We start from the raw sequence: 20,969 nt of genomic DNA, 5'->3' as shown, positions 1-20,969 counted from the left end.
GACAGGGAAAAATATGAAAGTAAGTTAGCTGAATTTCGCCATTTTTTTCAATACGCGTCAGGAGAAGAATATTTTTCACGTTATCTAATACAAAATAAAATGCAGCGCTAAGTTTATTTTATACGGATATATGGATTATATGCATGAGGATTGCACAGTTATTAGCAAAAACGTTAATTGCCGGAACGTTTTCTCTCCCATACGTGACGGTGTCGGCCATGATGCCCGCGGATAATAATCAGTACGACGCCATGATTATCGAGGCGAGAAAAGGCAATACACAACCTGCATTAACCTGGTTTTCGGGTCATCACCAGCTTGATGAATCTCAGGTTGCCGACTGGATGCAGATCGCCCTCTGGGCAGGCAAAAATGACGAGGTCATCGAGGTCTATTCCCGTCACCAGAATTACACGCTGCCGGCGAGAGCCTTGGCCGCACTGGCGGTTGCCTGGCGCAATAAGCAGGAGTGGAAAAAAGCGCTACAAGTCTGGGACCGTATCTGTGATGAAAGCCCGTACACGGCGGAGTTTTGCCGGGGAAGAGTATTGACCCTCGCCGACAGCGGTGAGTATGACGGGGCGCTGCGCGAAATACGCCTGCTGCAAAAAAGAGCGCCAGACAGCAAAAATTCTCTGGCGGAAGCGTATGTACACAGGCTTGCCGGCCATTACCCCGAAGAATTACTGGCCATCACACAGGCGATGCGCCAGTCAGCACACCCGGAAACGTTGTTTGATGCCTGGCGTGAGGCGCTGGCAAACAATCAGTTGCCGGCAGCCGAACTCAAGCATGTGCAGGCGCAGGGGAAACAGCCACAGGCCAGCGAGCGCGCGGACGCTGCGGCTGAGTTAGTCAGGCTGGCGTTCATGCCGACCCGCAGCGAAAAAGAGCGCTACGTTATCGCCGATCGGGCTTTATCCCTTTATGACGGGATGATCGCCGAGTGGAAAAATAAGCCGGAGTATGACGCGGTATACCGCCGGATTTACGTCGACAGACTCGGGGCCTTGCTTTCACGCAATCGCCACGAAGAGGTCATCGCGCAATATCAGCAGATGCAACAGGATGACTTCGTGCTGCCGGAGTATGCCCAGTACTGGGTGGCGTCGGCGTATCTCAAAACGGGTCAGCCCGATCGGGCGCAGGCAATGCTCTCAAGGCTGTTTTATCAGACACCCCAGAAGGTCGATGACATTTCGGAGGAGGAGCGTGCCGATCTGTTTTATAGCCACCTGGAAAGTGAAAACTACCGCCCTGCGATGCTGCTGACGAAACGCGTCGTTGATACCACGCCAGCCACCGTTTATCCACGCGGATCGTCAGTGCCCGTGCCGAATGATAAGTGGCTTGAAGGGCAACAGTTCCGTTCCTCGCTGGCGATGTACGAACAGGACCTGGCCCGAGCGGAATCACTGACGCGCAACCTTGCGCAGGCGGCGCCGGGTAACCAGGGATTGCGTATTGATCATGCGCGCGTTCTTCTTGCACGCGGACTGCCACGAGCCGCAGAAGAGAGCCTAAAGCAGGCCGAATTGCTTGAACCGTCCAGCATTGCCCTGGAAACCGAACAGGCCTATGCCGCGCTGGATCTTCAGGAGTGGCAACAGGCTGAGGAGCTGACAAAGGATGTGGTGCAACGCGCTCCTGACAATGCGGCGGTAAAGCAGCTCAGTAGGGCGCTTGCTACCCACCAGCGTGCAGAATTACGGGTGGCAGGAACGGTTGGTATTGATTCTGACTCTCCTGACGCAGGACGTCACGATGTTAGCTTCAACAGCACCCTTTATAGCGCTCCGCTGAACTATAACTGGCGCGGATTCGTTGGCTACGGCTTTTTTGACGGCCGTTTCCAGGAGGGAAAAGGCGTAGTGCATGACGGACTCATGGGGCTGGAATGGCGTTCGCGAGACCTTTGGGCGGAGGCTGAAGTCTCGGGCCGACGTTTCAGTGGCGATCAAAAAATCGGGGCCCGGCTTTCGACCCGTATCGATTTTAACGATAGCTGGCAGTTGGGGCTGGAAGGTGAACGTGTGTCGCGTAATGCGCCGATGCGTGCCATGAAAAACGGCATTACCGCGAACAGCGGTGGGGTGGAGATACGCTGGTATCAGCATGAAAGTCGACAATACAGCGCGGGCTATCTGAAGACCGATTTCTCTGACGGAAACCACCGGAATGAATATTTCCTCAACGGTCAGGAACAGGTCTGGGCTTCGCCTGATGTGAGCCTGAACCTCCAGCCGGGCGTTTATTACGGCATTAACAGCCAGTCAGACGTGCCTTACTTCAGTCCGGAAAAACGTATGGACGTGATGGCCGGGATGACACTGGATCATCGGCTGTGGCGCCGGTACGAAAACAGCTGGACGCAGAGATTCAGCGCCGGTGCAGGAAATGCGTGGCAGAAGGGCTATGGCAGCGGGCTCATCACCCAACTGGGCTATGGACAGCGCGTGTCCTGGCGCGACGGGGGAGAAGCGAGTGCGACGATACGCTGGGATAAACGCCCCTACGACGGAAAGCAGGAACACAATCTATCTGTTGATTTTAATGTGACCCTTCGATTCTGAGGCAACGTATGTTACGGAAAGGATTTCAAACATTACTCATGCTGCTTGGCATCATGCTCGTAGCAGCGTGCGTCGACGGGCGCGGGCCTGCCTATACCAGCCCGGCCCTGCGCGAAAAGTTACGTGCCGAAATGCCATGGCCGGCGAATGGCTTCGTGACGATTGCGTATCATGAAGTGGAAGATGGCGAAACGGATCAGCGTTTTATGTCCGTGCGCACCTCCGCGCTAAAAGAGCAGTTTGCCTGGCTACGTGAAAATGGCTACAAGCCGGTCAGCCTGGCGCAGATCCGTGAGGCACACCGCGGGGGTAAGCCCTTACCGGAAAAAGCGGTTTTATTGTCCTTCGACGACGGCTTCAGTAGCTTTTATACGCGTGTCTTCCCGCTGCTTGTTGCCTTTCAGTGGCCTGCTTTATGGGCACCGGTTGGCAGCTGGATTGACACCCCCGCCGGGCAACCGGTGCAGTACGGCGATGAAAATATCGCGCGTGAACGCTTTGCAACCTGGCAGCAGGTACAGGAGCTTTCCCGTTCTCCGCTGGTGGAGATAGGTGCGCATACCTGGAACAGCCATTTTGGCACCCTGGCGAATCCGAGCGGCAGCATGCTGCCTGCATTTGCGAATCGTCGGTTTCTCAAGAGCGATCAGCGCTACGAAACCGAAAAGGAGTATCGGACGCGCATACGGCAAGACGCAAAGATGCTGATAAGCCACTTTAAGACGCATACCGGTAAAGCCCCTACGGCCTGGGTGTGGCCATATGGCGCGGCGAACGGGACGGCAATTCAGGAGCTTAAGGCTCTCGGCTTTGACATGTTTTTCACGCTGGAGGATGGGCTTTCAACGGCCACGGAGCTGGATTCAATTCCGAGGATCTTGATAAATGGCAACCCTACCCTGGAAGAGTTTGCGCTTCAGGTGACGGGGGTGCAGGAACAAGCGTTCCAGCGCGTGATGCATGTCGATCTGGACTATGTGTTTGATCCCGATGCCGGGCAGATGGAAAAAAATATCGACGCCCTCATTCAGAGGGTTAAAGATATGGGGATCACCACCGTTTACCTGCAGGCGTTTGCCGATCCGGCGGGTGATGGTCTGGTGAAGGCGGTCTACTTCCCAAACCGTTGGCTGCCGGTGAAGGCTGACATTTTCAGTCGCATTGCGTGGCAGCTTCGCACCCGGGCAAACGCGGCCGTTTATGCCTGGATGCCGGTCCTGAGCTGGGATATGTCGGCAAACTTAACCCGCGTGCATAGCCTGGCTGCAGACGATGACGAACGTCCTCAGGTCAGTCCATCACAGTATCGGCGTCTGTCACCATTTGATGCTGAGGCGAGGCAGCGCATTGGTGATATGTATCAAGATCTGGCGGCGCATGCCTCGTTTGACGGCATTCTTTTTCATGACGACGCCGTGCTGACCGATACGGAGGACGCCAGCTCTGTAGCACTGGCCGCTTATGAAAAAGCGGGTTTTAGCCGTGATATCAGGGCAATTCGCGATGACGCGCAGCAATTTGAGGCATGGACCCGGTTCAAAACCGAAACACTCACCCGTTTCACCCTTGAACTGGCGGATAAAGTAAAAGCTATCCGTGGCCCGCAAATCAAAACGGCGCGTAACCTGTATGCGCTACCGCTGATTGAACCGAAAAGCGAAGCGTGGTTTGCACAGAACCCCAATGACTTTCTTACGCACTATGACTGGACGGCCGTCATGGCGATGCCCTACATGGAGGGTGTGAAGGATCGGGAGAGCGACAAGTGGTTTAAGGCACTTATTGCGCGCGCAGCGGCTTTATCTGACGGGAAAAATAAGATGATTATCGAGCTTCAGGCTCGGGACTGGCGACCGGACGGGCAACACCAGCGTATTGAATCCCGCAAGATTGCGGAGTGGATGCGTATTATGCAGCTCTCTGGAATGAAACATTATGGCTATTACCCTGATGACTTTTTGAATAATCAGCCGAAAATAAATGTTATTCGGCCGGAATTCTCAACGAACTGGTACCCTGAAGATGAATAATCGCTATTTCTCAATCGTTATTTTAATTCTGGTGTTGTGTATCCCTGTCGGGTTAACCCTGCTGTTTTCCGCAGAGGTGATGCTGAGATATGTCTTTTTCTGGCCGTTCTTTATGTCGATATTCTGGATAGCAGGCAGCGTCTTTTTCTGGTTCTATCGCGAGCGGCACTGGGAGTGGGGTAAAGATGCGTCGGTACCGATGATTAAAGATAACCCCTTAATTTCGATCGTTATCCCTTGTTTTAATGAATCGAAAAATATTCAGGAGACCATCGCGGCGGCTATGTCACAGCGGTATGACAATTTTGAAGTTATTGCAGTGAATGACGGATCGTCGGACGACACGGGCTTTCAGCTAAATATGTTGGCCGAGCGTTATCCCCGCCTGCGTGTTGTGCATTTGATGGAGAACCAGGGAAAAGCGATTGCGTTGAAAAGTGGTGCCGCCGCTGCAAAAGGGGAGTTTCTGGTTTGCATTGACGGCGACGCCTGTCTGGATCGTGACGCCGCAGCCTGGCTTGTCGCGCCGATGATTGATAACCCGCGTGTGGGGGCTGTGACCGGCAATCCGCGGATCCGCACCCGCTCAACGTTAATCGGCAAAGTCCAGGTCGGTGAATTTTCATCGATCATTGGTCTTATCAAACGTACGCAACGGGTCTATGGCCAGGTGTTTACCGTTTCAGGGGTAATTGCGGCGTTCCGCCGGAGCGCGCTGGCGGATGTGGGTTACTGGAGCGATGACATGATCACGGAGGATATTGATATCAGCTGGAAACTACAGCTTCGTCGCTGGTCTGTGTTCTATGAACCGCGGGCGCTGTGCTGGATTTTAATGCCGGAAACGCTGCGCGGGCTGTGGAAACAGCGTTTACGTTGGGCGAAGGGGGGCGCGGAGGTTTTCCTGAAAAACATGGGCTCCCTCTGGCGCTGGAAACACAGGCATATGTGGCCCCTTTTTATGGAATATTGCGCGACGACGGCATGGGCATTCACCTGCCTGGTCAGTGGGTTGGTCATCCTGGCGGAGGTAATCCAGAACGGATCAACGGGAGGGCTCTCCATTTCATCGGTGTCAGAAAATGCCGGAGTGCTGCTTTGCAGCCTGTGTCTGGTGCAATTCCTGGTGAGTATCCTGATTGAGTACCGCTATGAGCATAACGTCGTTGCCACGCTGTTCTGGATCATCTGGTATCCGATCATCTTCTGGCTTATCAGTTTATTCACCACGCTTGTCGCGTTCACTGTTGTGATGCTGAATCCCCGTAGCACCCGTGCGCGTTGGGTCAGTCCGGATCGCGGGATTGCAAGGGGGTAACATGAAACACTGGATTATCAATTCGCAAAAAAGCGTCTTCCGGGAGTGTCTGGAACTGATCGTAACCTGTCTTTTGTGGGCTATGTTTGTGTACTTTGCCTCGGGGTTTATCGCTTTATTCCTGAAGGGGTTTACGCAGGGGAATGACGCTTTTTTGCGGCTGTTCTTCTATTTCATCCTGGCGATACTTAACGCGCTGGTACTGGTGCTCTGGGCGATCTACAACCGCTATAAGCATCAGAGAATTGCGGTTCCTCCTGCCCGTGTGGCGAGTGAGGCGGAACTGGCGATGAGCTTTTCACTTTCCCAGCCGGTTTATCAGCAGTTCCAGGCTAATAAAAAGTTATACGTTGATTTTGACAACCATGGTGACGTGGTAAATGTCACCTCAGAGTAGTAGTACGATCCCCCTGACCGTGCCGGTCAGGGGGCGGTTTGCGTCTTTATAGTTATGCGGTAAGAAGGATGATGAATAACATTACGTTGGCCGAGAAAATGATCATGCTTTCCGGTGCATTTCTGTTTGCACTGATGATCGCGGTAAACTCTTTTTGCGTAAATGATAATCCAGGCTTCAGAGTACCCATGACCACATATTTAATCGTCATGATTGCGCTGTTCTTTCTGGATACCATCATCTTTATTTTCATCCAGATGCAGTATGCGTCTGACAGAACACACCTGTCCTCATTGATTCTGAGTATGGCGTTTTTAAGTGGACTGGTTTATTTCATTGAAACGATCGTTATTATTCAATATCCTGAACACGCTGGTTTTTCTAATGCGGTAAAAACAAACGACACGGCTGTATTCTATTTTTTCAGGCAACTAAGCTTTATCTTTTTACTGGCGCTCGCCGTTCGGGTGGAAAAAATCACAACACGTTCGTCGTCAGGACGGATTAATAAGTTCAGCCTGGCGTTAACATTATTTATTCCGCTGGTTGTGTTCCCGGTTCTGGCCCATTATATGAGCAGCTATCATCCTGCATTATCATTAACGATAGCGGCAGATGGTCGTGACCAGCATGCTCCCGTCTGGGATGTCCGGTACGTTAACGTTCTGATCACGCTCTGGTCGTTTTTACTCTGCTATATGACCTATGTGACGCGACTGTCTTCAGGCATGTGGAACAGTATTATCGTGGTGTGTCTCTCCGCCATCATTTACAACTTTTTCCTGTTGCTGCTCGATACGTATAATATGTCACTCTGGTATATTAGCCGTACAGTAGAGGTATTTAGTAAATTATTTGTTATTTTCACCTTGTTATTTCACGTATTCAGCACGTTAAAGATTTTTGGCGATCGAATTAATCGCGATCCGCTTACGCAGATCTTCAACCGTAAGTATTTTTATGAGGCGCTTCAACGGAACCGCATGCTCAGGACAGAAAAAGGCACGAGCATAATGATGCTGGATATCGACAACTTTAAGTCTATTAATGATACCTGGGGTCATCCGGTAGGGGATCGCGTCCTTCTGGCGGTGGTGGATATTATCAAAGACAGTATCCGGGATAAGGATATTTTTGCCAGACTGGGCGGTGAGGAGTTTGGTCTTCTGCTACCGAATACTGACGAGAGCCTGGCGGTATCCGTTGCCGAGCGTATTCGCCATAATGTCCAGCACCGGACCGGACAGGGTAACCTTTACGCGCTTCCTGCAGAGGTGACGCTGAGTATCGGCGTGTGCTCAGCCATTCAGAGCAACCTTAACAGCACCGATATTATTCGTAACGTGGATGAGGCGCTCTATGAGGCCAAGCACAACGGTAAAAACAGAATCGTAAGCAGACACGCAGAATGTGGGTGAGCTTATAAAATGGGGATAAAAACGTCAAAATTAACATGCTCATCGCTGTAAGAATTAAACTGCATTAAATAAATGCCCTCGCGCAACGCCAGACGCTTTTTAACCATTGCTTTAACGAAGGCAATTTTGTTAAAGGCGCTGTAGCCCTCCCAGCTACCGCTGAAGGTCATTTTTGCGTATTTTCCTTTTACTACGCACGTCCCTCTTTTTGCAGTCGTGTCGCTTTGTAAGGAATACGAGATTAAGACCTCAACAAGATAAGATCGGCTTTTGCCTAAGCGTTCGGGTGGGCGAGGCACAAGGGTGATGCGATCAATCTCATGACGATTTTCGATAAGCAGCTTCTTGATTTTTTTAGTAATATCATGGACCGAGGTATCAAAAAGATGATCATGTTCGATAATTTGATGGGTATAGAGAAATGTTTCATTCAGTTCACAAATTTCGAGTTCTGGAGTTTGATGGTCGCTTAATAAAAAAGAGGGCTGTAAAACATCAAAATTCCACACTCTGGCACGTCTGTACTCAGAGGGTGTCAGCCCGGTCATTTTTTTAAAGGCTCTGGAAAAACCCTGGCTACTCTGGTAATGGAAAAGATAAGCAATATCCGTCACCGGAATCGACGTCATCCTTAGCATAATAGCAGCACGGCTCAGCCTTCTTCTGAGAATATATTCTCCTAACGAGAGGTGATAGTGCTCCTTAAACCAGGTTTCAATGGTTCGTCTGCTGTATCCGATATCCGCAACCAAGTCATCAATATGTAAAATAGTAAAGTTATTTTCCTCCACCCAGGAGAGAATATACCTTCTGATGCTGTCTTTCATTGGCGTGTCAGTTATTACTTAACGTAAATGAGTTTCATGCTGGGCAAATTATGCCGGAAGTTAATTGACTGGCGAAGGGATTCTGGCAATAACTTTAATTTCAAAATCAAAACCAGCGAGCCAGTTAACGCCTATGGCAGTCCAGTTTGGGTAAGGAGGACGCGGGAACGCCATTTTTTTCGCCTGCATAATGACGGGAAACTGGTTTTCAGGGTCGGTGTGAAATGTCGTTACATCGATAATATCGTCAAAGGTACATCCCGCGGCCGCAAGGGTAGCCTGGAGGTTATCAGATGCGAGCTGTACCTGAGCGGCGAAATCAGGCTCAGGTGTGCCATCGCTGCGGCTGCCGACCTGGCCAGAAACAAATAACAAATCGCCCGAGCGGATGGCAGCAGAATAGCCATGCTCTTGATAGAGGGCATGACGGTTGGCCGGGAATACAGGTTCACGTGGGTGCATAGCATTTCCTTTTATAGTCGAGGTTATTGTCGTGATGACAAAGTAGAAGTAACATACGCGATGTATGTGAAAAAATGTAATCCACATACGCCGTGTATGTCAAATGGATAACGCTGCTTAACCAAGGAACCCCCATGGCTGCAAAACGTCGTGCTGAGACGGCACAGGAAAATCGCGAAAAAATGATACAGGCAGCCCGTAAGGCGTTTGCTGAAAAAGGATATGCCGCTGCCTCAATGGATGAACTGACTGCCAGCGTGGGCTTAACGCGCGGTGCGCTGTACCATAATTTCAGCGATAAGAAAGGGTTACTGGCGGCTGTAGTCGCAAAGATAGACAGTGAAATGGCTGAAAAAGCGAAAGCCATTGCTTCCACTGCGGAAAATGACTGGGAGAGGTTGCTGGCGGAAGGCGTCGCTTATATCAAAATGGCGCTGGTTCCGGAAGTGCAGCGTATCGTTCTTCTTGATGGTCCAGCTGTTCTGGGCGACCCGGCGCAATGGCCTAGCCAGAACAGTTGCCTGGAGTCGACTCGTCACACCATCGAAAAAATGATCGCATGCGACGTTCTTAAACCGGTTGATGCAAAAGTCGCAGCCCATTTGCTGAATGGCGCTGCGCTGAATGCTGCCTTGCTCATTGCCGCGAGTGACGACCCGCAGAAAACGCTACCCCATGCCATTGAGGTATTCACTCTTCTGGCTGGCGGGTTACGCAATAGCTAAGGGATATTTTTAACGATCTTTTCTCCATGCATCAGCAGTTAGCGCTTCACCAAAATGTCCGGCAATCAGGCGTTTTGTTAAATCGTGGAGTGGGGAGGCCAGCACATCCGCTGTGCTGCCGCGCTCGACAACTTCACCCTGATGCATGACCATCACCTGGTCGCTGATGTGTTTCATCATGCCAAGATGTTGGGTGACGTAGATATAAGAGATCCCCTGTTTTTCCTGCAGTTCCAGCATCAGGTTAATTAACTGCGAACGCATCGACATGTCCAGTGAGGCGAGGGCTTCGTCAGCAATAATCACCTTCGGGCGCAAAATCAGGGCGCGCGCCAGCCCCAGACGCTGTTTCTGTCCCGGAGCCAGCATATGCGGATAGTAACTTTCGTGATCGGGCAGCAGACCGACCATACGCAGGGTTTCAAAGATACGTTTACGGCGAGCGTCAGGCTCCAGATCGGTATTCAGCCGCAGCGGGAAATCCAGGATCTGCGAAATACGCTGGCGCGGATTGAGCGAGGTGGAGGGATCCTGGAAGATCATGCGGATGCGCTGGCTGCGGAAGGAGTAATCGCCGAATGCCAGCGGATGATCGTCAATCAGCACTTCACCGCCGCTTGGCTCAACCATGCCCGCCAGCATTTTAGCCAGCGTGGATTTGCCGGAACCATTCTCGCCAATAATCGCCAGCGTCTGCTTTTCACGCAGCGTAAAGCTCAGCGGTTTCACCGCTTCCACGGTCTGGCGATGGAACAGCCCGGTGCGGTAGCGAAAGGTCTTACTCAGGTTGCGTACTTCCAGTAAGGTTTCGACCATTTCACTCTCTCTCCATGTTCAGCGGGAAATGACAGGCGTAAAGATGGTTTTTCGCCCCCGTCAGACGCGGCGTTTCAATACACTTACGCTGAGCATACGGGCAACGTGGCCCAAGACGACAGCCTATCGGCAATGATTCCAGAAGCGGGATCGCACCCGGCAGCGTGTTCAGACGGCTCTTGTGCGGCATGGCGCTGCCAAAATCCGGGATCGCACGAATCAGCGCCTGGGTGTAGGGATGGTGCGGCGTGGTGATCAGATCTTCACTGGGGGCGGTTTCCACCGTTTGCCCACAGTACATCACATCAATTTTATCCGCCCATTTGCTGAGCATTTGCAGGTCGTGACTGATTAGCAAAATGGTGGTGTTGTTATTCTGATTCAGCCGCGTCAGCAGACGGAATATCTGCGCCTGCGTGGTCGGCTCCATGGCGTTTGTTGGTTCATCCGCAATCAACAGACGCGGCTGATTGGCCAGCGCGATGGCGATCATCACTTTCTGGCATTCACCGTCGGTGAGTTCGTAGGGGAAACTGCGCATTGCGTCTTTATGATCTTTGATCCCGACGCGGTGCAGCAGCTCAATGGCGCGGCGTTTGCGCCAGCCGAAACGCTGCCACCAGCGGCCTTTATAGGTCCAGCCGGGGATATTTTGCATCAGCTGCTTGCCTACGCGCTCGGACGGGTCAAGGCAGGATTGTGGCTCCTGGAAAATCATCGAGACGTTATGGCCCACCAGCTTGCGACGCTCGCGCGGAGAAAGGCGCAGCAGGTCGATATCATCAAACCGCATGCGGTCGGCGGTGACGCGCCAGTTGTCCTTCGCTACACCACAAATGGCTTTGGCGATGAGGCTTTTCCCGGAGCCGGATTCGCCCACCAGCCCGCGAATTTCACCTTCAGCAAGGGTAATGCTGATTCGATCGACAGCCTTAACCCAGCCCTCACCGGTTTTAAACTCGATGGTGAGGTTGCGGATATCAAGAAGCGGCATTATTGCACCCCCGCATTAATTGCGCGGCGAATACCGTCGCCCAGCAGGTTAATCAGCAACACGCTGACCATAATGGCCGCACCCGGTAACATAACTGTCCACGGGGCGACGTAGATAAGCTCCAGCGCATCGCCCAGCATCGCACCCCATTCCGGTGACGGCAGTTGGGCACCCAAATCGAGGAAACCCAGCGCAGCGATATCCAGTATCGCCATCGACAGGGCGCGGGTGATCTCGGTGACCAGCCCGGCTGCGATATTCGGCAGGACGGCAAACCAGAGAATATTCAGCGTGGTGGCACCGTCCAGACGGGCAGCAACAACATACTCTTTCTCCAGTTCGTCATGCACCATGCTGTACACAGAGCGAACGATACGGGGCAGGATAGCCAGCCACACGGCAAACATGGCATGCATCAGGTGCGGCCCGGCAAAGGCCACCACAATGATCGCCAGCAGCAGCGATGGGATAGAGAGCAGGGTGTCCAGAATGTGATTCAGCACCGCCGAGCGCAGACCGTGGGTGGAGCCAGCAAAAATGCCCAGCGCCAGACCGCAAACTGTGGCGGCAAGCGTCACCACAAACGCGCCACCCACCGTTGGGGCGGCACCGCTCAGCAGGCGGCTCAGCACATCACGGCCCAGATCGTCGGTGCCCAGGAAGAAGGAAACTTCCCCATAGCGCGACCACGACGGGGGCAACAGTTGATAGCCGAGGAACTGCTGGTCGATACCGTATGGCGCAAACCACGATCCAAATACGCACAGCAAGACCAGACCGGCACAGCCGTACAGGCCGATCATTGCCGTGGTGTCACCATAGAATTTACGCCACACGGTACGTAGCGCACCGGGCGTGCGCTTTTCACTGTATACGCTATCGTAAGGCATACCATTCCTTATGCTTCAACGGGTTGGCCATTGCACCCAAAATATCGGAAATCACGTTAACAATAATCACCAGCGAACCAATCACCATGACGCCTGCTGAAATGGCGGCGTAATCCTGCTGACGAATGGCGTTAATGAGCCACCGTCCCAGACCTGGCCAGCTAAAGACCATCTCGGTGATCATCGCCAGAGTCAGCATGGTCGAAAACTGCAGCCCAAGGCGCGGAATGACCGGCGGGAGCGCGTTATGCAGTACGTGACGACGTAAGATAGTCAGGCGTGAGAGCCCGCGCGTGGCCGCGGCTTTAACGTAGTTCTGATCAAACACTTCCATGGTGCTCAGGCGCATCAGGCGGATCACTTCGGTTGTTGGCGCCACCGCAAGCGTTAGCACCGGCAACACCATATGACGCAGGGCGCTGACGATCATTTCGTGACGCCAGACGGAATCAGATAGCCATGCATCAATAATGGCGAAACCGGTCACCGATTTAACCGTGTAGAGGAGGTCAAAGCGGCCTGAAACCGGCAGCCAGCCCATCGTCAGAGAGAAGAACAGCGTCAGCAACAGCGCCAGCCAGAAGACCGGGATAGAAAAGCCGAGCAGGGCGAGGGCGCTGATAAATTTATCCTGCCATTTATTGCGATAAATCCCCGCCAGCATGCCCACCGGAATGCCCACCATCAGGGCAAAGCCGAAGGCCAGAATGCAGAGTTCCATCGTGGCCGGGAACACGTCTTTCAACTGCTCAGAGATAAGCTGTCCGTTGATACTGGAGACGCCAAAATCCCAGTGCAGCAGGCCGTTGAACCAGAACAGCCAGGCATCCCACAGCGACGATCCCTGAAGCGGGGCGTGCGGCGTAAAGTAGCTCAGACTGAAGCCCACGAAGGTCAGTAAAAAGAGCGTCACCAGCAGTAACAGGAGTCGACGCAAGGTAAAAATGATCATGGTTTTTTCACCTCTTGTTCTTTTTCACGGTCGACCCCGGCGAAGGAGGCGTTGCCAAACGGGCTCAATACCAGGCCTTTAATATCGTAACGATAGGCCTGCAGACGCAGGGAAGAGGCCAGCGGCAGCACGGGCAGTTCCTTAGCGAGGATCTTTTGCGCTTCATCATAGGCATCAATGCGTGACGAGAGCTGTTGTGACGCCAGCGCTTTTTGCAGAACGGCGTCAAACTCGCGGTTGCACCAGTGAGCGTAGTTGGTCTGTGAGTTTATTGCCGCGCAGCTTAACAACGGACGGAAGAAACTGTCCGGGTCGTTACTGTCAGTCGCCCAGCCCGTCAGCGTAAGGTCATGGTTCATATCCATCAGGCGCGCTTCCTGGAAACGCCCTTCAACCGGAACGATGATCACTTTTACACCGACCTGCGCCATATCGGCCTGCAGCAGCTCGGCGGTTTTCAGCGGGCTAGGGTTCCATGCCTGAGAGCTGGTCGGTACCCAGAGCTGCAGCGTCAGGTTTTCAGCGCCCAACGCTTTAAGCTGTTCGCGTGCTTTTGCCGGATTGTATTCCGTGATTTTGGCTTCACCGTCATACGCCCACGAGGCGCGCGGTAGAATAGAGGCGGCGGTTTCCGCGGTGCCGTAATAAATGGACTGCATCAAACGCTGGTTGTTAATGGCCAGCGCCAGCGCATGACGAACTGCCGGGTTATTCAGCGGCGGCTTATCGGTGTTAAAAGCGAGATAGGCAATGTTCATACCCGGGCGCAGCGTCAGGCGCAGGCGCGGATCGTCGCGTAAAATAGTGAGCTGGCTGGCGGCAGGCCAGGCCAGCACATCACATTCGCCGGTCAGCAGCTTTGAGAGCCGTCCTGTACCGCCAGACCCGAGGTCGACCACAACCTGCGGCATCAGCGGCGTGCCGCGCCAGAAGTGTTCGTGGCGCTGCAGGCGAATATATTGCCCGGCGCGGTATTCGGCCAGCTGGAACGGACCGGTGCCGACCGGCTGGCGGTCAAGCAGCTCCTGACGATCCTGCTTGTTCAGCTTTGCCGCGTACTCAGCGGACATGACGGACGCATAGTGGGTCGCCAGATGCCAGAGGAAAGAGGCATCCGGGCGCGTCAGGGAAAATTCAACCGTCCGGTTATCCAGTTTGCGCACGCTTTTAACGGTGTCGGCAAACTGCAGGCTGTCGAAATAGGGGAAGTTCCCCCCGTTGACGTTATGCCAGGGGTGATGGCGGTTGAAGATACGCTGGAACGTAAAGACCACATCGTCTGCATTCAGCTTGCGCGTGGGGGTAAACCACGGCGTATGCTGAAACGCAACGTCATCACGCAGACGGAAACGGTAAGTTGCGCCGTTGTCCAGCACCTCCCAGCTTTCCGCCAGCTCCGGCACCAGACGGTAGGTGTACGGATCAACATCAAGCAGACGGTCGTAAAGCTGAGCGGCGAGAGTATCCACAATCAGGCCGCTACCCGCTTTTTGTGGGTTGAAGGTATCAACCTGTCCGCTGACGCAGTAGACGAAGCCACTGTCACGAATATCAGGCTGCTCAGTTGGCTCGGGGGCAGCAAAGGCCTGGCTACTGAACAGACTGAGTGCAAAAAAGGACGATAAAACCAGACGCATAATTTTTAAGGTATGATATGTTAAGTGGCTATCTTACTAATATTAAACGAAATTATCCAGTGTCGTTTATCCCTGAGGGCATCCTGGGGGCAGTAGCGTTTGCAGTCGCTCATTCAGCATACCAACCTGATCGGCGTTCATACCGACTCTCCACTTTGAATATACCTCATAAACCATCTTAGCATTTTCATGCCCTGTCTGACTCGCTATAAACGAAGGATTCGCCCCGACAGACCGTATGCGGTTAGCAACTGCGTGCGTGATTGGCTGATGGAACTCACGACTGACATCTTCCCGTTACCTCGCGATGCGATATTGGGTGGGCAATAAAACCCCATAATAAAGTGCGCGCTGTTTATCCTGTGCAAGCATGATGTGATGGCGTGAATTATTATTGAGTCGATGTATTACAATAAGAAATATTCACTAAACGTATACTTGCTTAATTAATGGTTGCGTTACGAGTAATGTTGATTTATATACTGACCCTCTGATCCTGCAATTTGGCAGGGTGAAAGAAAAAAAGAATAAAATGAATCATCATAACATCTAAGAAAATTACAGTTTTCTGTTGGGGCATACCGAACGGCACTGCGCCTGATTGTCTGCTTTTTTATATTTAATGTTAAATCTTTTTCATCATGGACGTCTCGCGTCTTTCTCATGGCATGAGAAGTGACCAAAACATCAGAGAGTTAGGGAATGATTGAACCTTTGGGGCTAATTAAGAATTTTGCACGCGTTCGCACGCGCATATTCGTGACGATTGCGTTTTTCTCATCGGTCATAAATATACTGATGCTGGCACCATCTATTTATATGTTGCAGGTTTACGATCGCGCGCTGTCATCCGGGAATACCACAACGCTTTTTATGTTGACGCTGCTGGTGTTATTTATGTTTGCCGTCATGGCACTCCTTGATTACGCGCGTGGCATCGTCATCATCCGATTGGGTAATCAGTTTGATAATGCGCTTTCGCCTGCAATCTATACCGCTGCATGTGAAAGTAATCTCGTTAAGCACAGCCCGAATGCCGGGCAGGCTATCAGCGACCTCACCGTTATACGCCAGTTTGTTACCGGCCCGGCGTTATTTGCGGTTTTTGATTCCATTTGGTTTCCCGTTTACCTCGGCGTTATTTTTCTTTTTAACACCTGGCTCGGGGTGTTCTCGCTTTCAGGCGCATGTCTGCTGCTGGCCCTGGCGTTTATTAACGAAAAAACGACGCGTCAACTTTTGAATGAAGCGGGGGGGTATGCCTTGATCTCAAATCACCAGGCTAACAGCTCCTTACAATCTGCTGAGACGCTGCATGCCCTGGGGATGACTGACAACGTTAAGGCGCGCTGGTGGCGCGGACATCAACAGTTCCTTTATAGCCAGAGTGCGGCCAGTGAACGCGCTGTATTGATGTCTGCCGTCACCAAAACCGTACGCATGGCGCTTCAGTCCCTGATGTTGGGGCTGGGCTGCTGGCTGGCGATTCTGGGAGACATCTCGCCGGGTATGATGATCGCGGGCTCAATTTTGCTCGGAAGAGCGCTGTCACCGGTGGAACAACTCATCAGCGTGGCGAAAGGCTACCGGTCAGCTCGTCTGGCATGGGAACGCGTGGTTCGTCTGACGGGAGACTTTCCCCCGGCGCAGGAGAGCATACGCCTGCCGGCTGCGCAGGGAGTGCTCACGGTTGAGAATGTCACCGTTTTCCCTCCTGGAAACCCCCGGCAACCCATACTGCAAAACATCACTCTGCGGGTAAACCCGGGTGAGGTGCTGGGAATTGTGGGAGCCAGTGCATCGGGGAAATCCTGTCTCGCCAGAGTGTTGTGCGGTGTCTGGCCTGCCGGAGAGGGGGATGTCAGGCTGGATGGGGCAGATATTTACCAGTGGCAGAAGCAGAAGCCGGGTCCCGGAATCGGCTACTTGCCGCAGGACGTTACGCTTTTCACGGGAACCCTCGCTGAGAATATTGCCCAGTTTGGGGAGATTGATTCAACGCAACTGATCGCCACGGCAAAGCAGGCCGGGATCCACGACATGATTTTGCGTATGCCTGACGGGTATAACACCCTGACCGGCGAGCAGGGGATGGCCCTGTCGGGTGGACAAAAACAGCGCATTGGCCTGGCCCGGGCGCTGTACGGCAATCCGGCACTGGTGATCCTTGATGAGCCCAACGCTCACCTCGATGAATCGGGTGAGCAGGCTTTGCAGCAGGTTATCCGGCAGCTCCGGCAGCAGAAAAAAAGCGTCGTCATCATTTCTCATCGTCCGGGAATATTGCCGCTGACCAGCCATCTGCTCGTCCTGGAAGGCGGAAAAACCAAGCTTTATGGCCCAACGGCACAACTCTTACAGCAGTCAGCTCGCCCGGTAAATAAGACAAACAGCGTCCCTGCTGAACAAGGAAAAGTCCATGCATAATAGCGATGCGCAGAAGACGCCCCTTGTTGACGTCGTTCCGTTTGTCCGCCTTGGCTGGGTAGTGTTGCTGGCAGGTCTGGGATCTTTCTTGCTCTGGGCGGCATTTGCGCCGCTGGATAAAGGTGTTGTTTCCACCGGAACCGTGGTGGTGGACGGCTACCGTAAGGCCGTTCAGGCACCTACAGGCGGTGTGGTGACAAGCATCGCCGTCAAAGAGGGGCAGACGGTACATAAAGGCGACCTGCTGGTGCTGCTCAGCCAGCAATCGACGCTCGCCCAACTCTCCGCTGCGCGCCAGCATTATCTGACGTCGCTCATTGCTGAAAGCCGCCTGCAGTCTGAGCTGTCGGGCATGCAAACGCTGACCTTACCCCCTGAGACAGAAGACGAAGCCCTGCGGGATGCGATCAAGCCCATAGTGGCTCAGCAACGCCAGCTTATGCAGGCCCGACAGGAGGCGCTGAAAAATGCTCAGGAAAATGACGCTCAGGCCATTGCAGGGCTGGCTCGCCAGCGCGATTCGCTTGCCAGAACCTGCGAGACGAAAGCGCAAGGACTCGCACTGTTAAATCGTCAACTCAAAGACCTGAAACCACTAATGGAAGAGGGCTATTTCCCCCGTAACCGCTATCTCGATATCCAGGTGCAATCGGCGTCTCTGGCGGGCGAGGTGGGTGAAACCCGCAGCAAAATCGTAGAGTTAGGGAATCAGATCGCCCAGCTCAAACGCGGCATGCAGCAGCGGTTGATTGATAACCGGAAAGATATTGAAACGCAAATTGACCAGCTTCGCCTGCAGGTCAGCGAGAGCAAAAAACAGCTGACGCTCTCCGGTGTCGATCTCTCCCTGACCCGCGTTGTCGCACCGCAGGATGGTGTGGTAATGAACCTCGCGCTTGCCAGCGACAGCGCGGTGGTGAGCGCGGGCGAGCAGCTACTGGAAATTGTCCCGCAGGCCTCCCCCCTGATTATCGACTCACAAATTGACGTCGCCCTGATCGATAAAGTCCATAAGGGCATGCCCGTTACCCTGATGTTTACCGCCTTCAACCAGCAAAGCACGCCGAAAATCCCGGCCCGGGTATCGCTGGTGTCAGCGGATCGCCAGACCGATCCCACCACCCAGCAGCCGTACTACAAGATTCAGATCGCCGTTACGCCGGAGGGGATGAAAAAGCTGAAGAGCGAGGAGGTTAAACCGGGTATGCCAGTAGAGGTCTTTATTAAAGCCGGAGAGCGCTCGCTGTTGAGCTATCTGCTGAAACCCATTGTGGATCGTGCATCGCGGTCGTTCATCGAGGAGTAAAGATGCTTACCGCAAAATTCATACCTGTTGTGTATCTGCTCGTGCTGATGATGCCCTTTTCAGCAGATGCGCTGACACTGACCCAGGGCTGGTTCATGGCGCTGGACAACGATCCGCAGTACCGCGCTGCTGTGAAGGATCAGCTTGCCGGAGAAGAGTACATCCCCATCGGTCGCGCCGGGTTACTGCCAAAAGTCAGCGTTAGCTATCAACGCGCACCGCGTAACTGGCAGCGGCAGCAGTACCAGCAGACAAATTTGTTGGGGGAGCGTTCTGAGGTGGTGCAGCATCAACAATATGACAGTTATTCGGGATCGGTTACCGTTGTTCAGCCGCTGTTTGATTACGATGCCTATGCGGGGTATCGCATCGGCATTATCAAAAAAATGCAGTCTGATGAACGCTACCGAAGCAGTCTGATTGATCTGCAAAACCGCTTCATTACCGCCTGGCTGGATCTTACCGAGGCGCATCAACGGCTCCAGCTTGCGGCTCTGCATCGTCAGGGGCTGGAAGAGCAGAAAAAGCAGGCTCAGCGACAGTTTGAGGCCGGTGAGGGCGCAGTAACGGATGTCACCGAGACCGCCTCTGCGCTCAGCCTGGCGATTGCGGATGAGGTGGAGGCGCGCGATACGCTGGATACGGCTAACGTTGCGTTATCAGCGATCGTGGGTGTGGATCTCTCGCAGACGGCAGCGCTACCGATACTCGGTGAAAAGCCGCTTAAGCTGCCGCTGGCATCAGGAGACTATCGATACTGGGAACAAAAGGCGGCCGCGCATAATCCCGATATTCTTTCTGCCGGACATAACGTGGAAGAAAAACGCTATGAAATTGAACGCAGTCGCGCTGGCGTGCTTCCCCGGGTACAGCTTTACGCGATGCATTCGGAGAACGATTCAAGCAACGACAATACCATTCATCAGAAATATCGTACCGACAGCATAGGCCTGCGCGTCAGCATGGATCTCTTTTCCGGGGGCGGCGTTTCAGCGTCCCTGCGTCAGGCAGCGGCCCGCTATGAGCAGGCAAAATATCTTCATGATGCACAGCGGCTGGCGACCTACAGCGAAATTAAAAAATCCTTAAATAAATGCCTCCATGCGTCAGAGCGCCTTGCTGCCTATGCTTCCGCGGTGGACGCCGCCAGGCGTCAGATTGAAGCGACGAAAAAAAGCATTCAGGCTGGTCAGCGCATGAATATCGATTTATTAAATGCAGAACAATCTTTCTATAAAACCAAAGTTGAGCTTACTGCAGAAAAACATGCTGTCATTAAGGCATGGGTCAGTTTGCTCGCGCAGACGGGCGAAATAAACAATGATAACGTTATGTTACTTGATTCGTATTTTGCTCAATGATTGTTGATAATAAACAGAGGGACGACTATGCCTGTATTCGATTATCAGGGCGAGAAAAACACGCAGCTTATTAAGGATGCACTGACCATTGAAAGTATCAATTTTGGTGCAGCCACGTATGCTGATTATACCTATACAGAAGAAAATGGCTGGAAAGTATTAGACGGGACCACGCTTAACTACAGCGGCTGTACTAATCCCTATGGTGCTTTTTATGGCGAAAGTCTTCTTGAAACCAGTGCCGAATGCAACGTTATGGGAAAATATGACGCCAATGGCAAGCTGGTCAATATAGGCATTAGCTTCTGGGGGACGGGCACTTACGCCAGCGCGCCTTCACTTCAGCATACCATCAATACCGCGATGGATACCGTCAGCGACGTATTATCTGCACTGGTCGACGGCTATGCGGATAACTATGTTCTCAACGCGTATAAAAACCTCATGAGTTCGGTGGCCGCGTTTGCCACGGCAAATGGCCTGACCGGTAATGACATCATCATTACCGGACATAGTCTTGGCGGACTGGCTGTTAACAGCATGGCAACCCTGTCCGCACAGGGCCAGTGGGGTGGTTTCTTTGAGGACGCTAGCTACGTCGCATTCGCCTCTCCGACTCAAAACCTGGCCGATGACAAAGTGCTTAATATTGGTTATGAGAACGATCCGGTATTTCGTGTGTTAACGGGTCACAGCTTGACGCTGGACAGTTTATTTAACCACGACACGCCGCTTGAAACCTGCACCAACAACATCGTCTCCTTTAATGATTACTATGCCGGCCTGACCAACGATTGTAAGATCTTTTCGATCGCGAATATGGCGTCCTGGGCCGG

At 52.9% G+C, this 20,969-nt stretch carries 17 protein-coding genes and 1 pseudogene; 10 read left to right on the top strand and 8 right to left on the bottom strand.

The window, feature by feature from the left end; translation table 11 throughout:
* Positions 1 to 143 precede the first annotated feature (143 nt).
* From pgaA to M8370_RS20705, 5 genes are all read left to right on the top strand, one after another.
* Positions 144 to 2,573, top strand: coding sequence for a poly-beta-1,6 N-acetyl-D-glucosamine export porin PgaA (gene pgaA / locus M8370_RS20725; RefSeq protein WP_102752861.1), 2,430 nt, complete (start codon positions 144 to 146; stop codon positions 2,571 to 2,573).
* An 8-nt stretch (positions 2,574 to 2,581) separates the two neighbouring features.
* A complete protein-coding gene (gene pgaB / locus M8370_RS20720) occupies positions 2,582 to 4,603 on the top strand; it encodes a poly-beta-1,6-N-acetyl-D-glucosamine N-deacetylase PgaB (RefSeq protein ID WP_250021663.1) in 2,022 nt (673 codons plus the stop codon).
* Positions 4,596 to 5,921, top strand: a complete 1,326-nt coding sequence (gene pgaC / locus M8370_RS20715) for a poly-beta-1,6-N-acetyl-D-glucosamine synthase (RefSeq protein WP_250021662.1) — start codon at positions 4,596 to 4,598, stop codon at positions 5,919 to 5,921. Before pgaB ends, pgaC begins: the two co-directional genes overlap by 8 nt.
* Position 5,922: 1 nt before the next feature.
* The gene (gene pgaD, locus M8370_RS20710; protein ID WP_102752864.1) at positions 5,923 to 6,318 is read left to right on the top strand and encodes a poly-beta-1,6-N-acetyl-D-glucosamine biosynthesis protein PgaD; all 396 of its coding nucleotides are present in this window, start codon (positions 5,923 to 5,925) and stop codon (positions 6,316 to 6,318) included.
* A 68-nt stretch (positions 6,319 to 6,386) separates the two neighbouring features.
* Positions 6,387 to 7,736 carry a sensor domain-containing diguanylate cyclase gene (locus M8370_RS20705; RefSeq protein WP_228486034.1) on the top strand — a complete coding sequence of 450 codons (1,350 nt, stop codon included), beginning with the start codon at positions 6,387 to 6,389 and terminating at the stop codon, positions 7,734 to 7,736.
* A gap of 2 nt (positions 7,737 to 7,738) precedes the next feature.
* Here the strand turns inward: M8370_RS20705 and M8370_RS20700 are convergent, their stop codons facing one another.
* Both M8370_RS20700 and M8370_RS20695 read right to left on the bottom strand, forming a co-directional pair.
* A complete protein-coding gene (locus M8370_RS20700; protein WP_250021661.1) occupies positions 7,739 to 8,563 on the bottom strand; it encodes a helix-turn-helix transcriptional regulator in 825 nt (274 codons plus the stop codon).
* Positions 8,564 to 8,623: 60 nt separating this feature from the next.
* Positions 8,624 to 9,025 (bottom strand): RidA family protein, encoded by a 402-nt coding sequence (locus tag M8370_RS20695; protein ID WP_250021660.1) that lies wholly within the window; start codon positions 9,023 to 9,025, stop codon positions 8,624 to 8,626.
* A 134-nt stretch (positions 9,026 to 9,159) separates the two neighbouring features.
* On the opposite strand from M8370_RS20695, the gene M8370_RS20690 reads away from it, so the two are divergent.
* Positions 9,160 to 9,750 (top strand): TetR/AcrR family transcriptional regulator, encoded by a 591-nt coding sequence (locus M8370_RS20690; protein WP_250021659.1) that lies wholly within the window; start codon positions 9,160 to 9,162, stop codon positions 9,748 to 9,750.
* Between the two features lie 9 nt (positions 9,751 to 9,759).
* On the opposite strand, the gene sapF is transcribed toward M8370_RS20690, so the two are convergent.
* From sapF to M8370_RS20660, 6 genes and pseudogenes are all read right to left on the bottom strand, one after another.
* Entirely contained in the window at positions 9,760 to 10,566 is an 807-nt protein-coding gene (gene sapF / locus M8370_RS20685) for a putrescine export ABC transporter ATP-binding protein SapF (protein ID WP_013096393.1), read from the bottom strand.
* 1 nt (position 10,567) lies between these two features.
* Positions 10,568 to 11,560: a peptide ABC transporter ATP-binding protein SapD gene (gene sapD, locus M8370_RS20680; RefSeq protein ID WP_013096394.1), complete on the bottom strand. Its 993-nt coding sequence runs from the start codon at positions 11,558 to 11,560 to the stop codon at positions 10,568 to 10,570.
* A complete protein-coding gene (gene sapC / locus M8370_RS20675) occupies positions 11,560 to 12,450 on the bottom strand; it encodes a putrescine export ABC transporter permease SapC (protein WP_013096395.1) in 891 nt (296 codons plus the stop codon). The genes sapD and sapC overlap by 1 nt, the downstream gene beginning before the upstream one ends.
* Positions 12,437 to 13,402 carry a putrescine export ABC transporter permease SapB gene (sapB, locus tag M8370_RS20670; protein WP_013096396.1) on the bottom strand — a complete coding sequence of 322 codons (966 nt, stop codon included), beginning with the start codon at positions 13,400 to 13,402 and terminating at the stop codon, positions 12,437 to 12,439. The genes sapC and sapB overlap by 14 nt, the downstream gene beginning before the upstream one ends.
* Entirely contained in the window at positions 13,399 to 15,039 is a 1,641-nt protein-coding gene (gene sapA / locus M8370_RS20665) for an ABC transporter substrate-binding protein SapA (protein ID WP_038419595.1), read from the bottom strand. Before sapA ends, sapB begins: the two co-directional genes overlap by 4 nt.
* Positions 15,040 to 15,105: 66 nt before the next feature.
* Positions 15,106 to 15,270 (bottom strand): annotated as a pseudogene (locus M8370_RS20660) (site-specific integrase); the annotation flags it as partial.
* 471 nt (positions 15,271 to 15,741) lie between these two features.
* Here M8370_RS20660 and M8370_RS20655 point away from each other — a divergent pair.
* From M8370_RS20655 to M8370_RS20640, 4 genes are all read left to right on the top strand, one after another.
* Positions 15,742 to 17,466 carry a type I secretion system permease/ATPase gene (locus M8370_RS20655; RefSeq protein WP_284038919.1) on the top strand — a complete coding sequence of 575 codons (1,725 nt, stop codon included), beginning with the start codon at positions 15,742 to 15,744 and terminating at the stop codon, positions 17,464 to 17,466.
* Positions 17,459 to 18,772, top strand: a complete 1,314-nt coding sequence (locus M8370_RS20650) for an HlyD family type I secretion periplasmic adaptor subunit (RefSeq protein ID WP_250021657.1) — start codon at positions 17,459 to 17,461, stop codon at positions 18,770 to 18,772. The genes M8370_RS20655 and M8370_RS20650 overlap by 8 nt, the downstream gene beginning before the upstream one ends.
* Positions 18,773 to 18,774: 2 nt before the next feature.
* Positions 18,775 to 20,133 carry a TolC family outer membrane protein gene (locus tag M8370_RS20645; protein WP_250021656.1) on the top strand — a complete coding sequence of 453 codons (1,359 nt, stop codon included), beginning with the start codon at positions 18,775 to 18,777 and terminating at the stop codon, positions 20,131 to 20,133.
* A 27-nt stretch (positions 20,134 to 20,160) separates the two neighbouring features.
* Positions 20,161 to 20,969, top strand: an 809-nt coding sequence (locus tag M8370_RS20640; RefSeq protein WP_502799571.1) for an alpha/beta hydrolase family protein, incomplete at its 3' end; no start/stop codon positions are given.

This window comes from Enterobacter cloacae complex sp. OE43NF (genome assembly GCF_023544405.1).
In the GTDB taxonomy this organism is placed as follows: Bacteria; Pseudomonadota; Gammaproteobacteria; order Enterobacterales; family Enterobacteriaceae; genus Enterobacter; species Enterobacter cloacae.
This window is presented reverse-complemented; position numbering and strand designations above follow the sequence as displayed.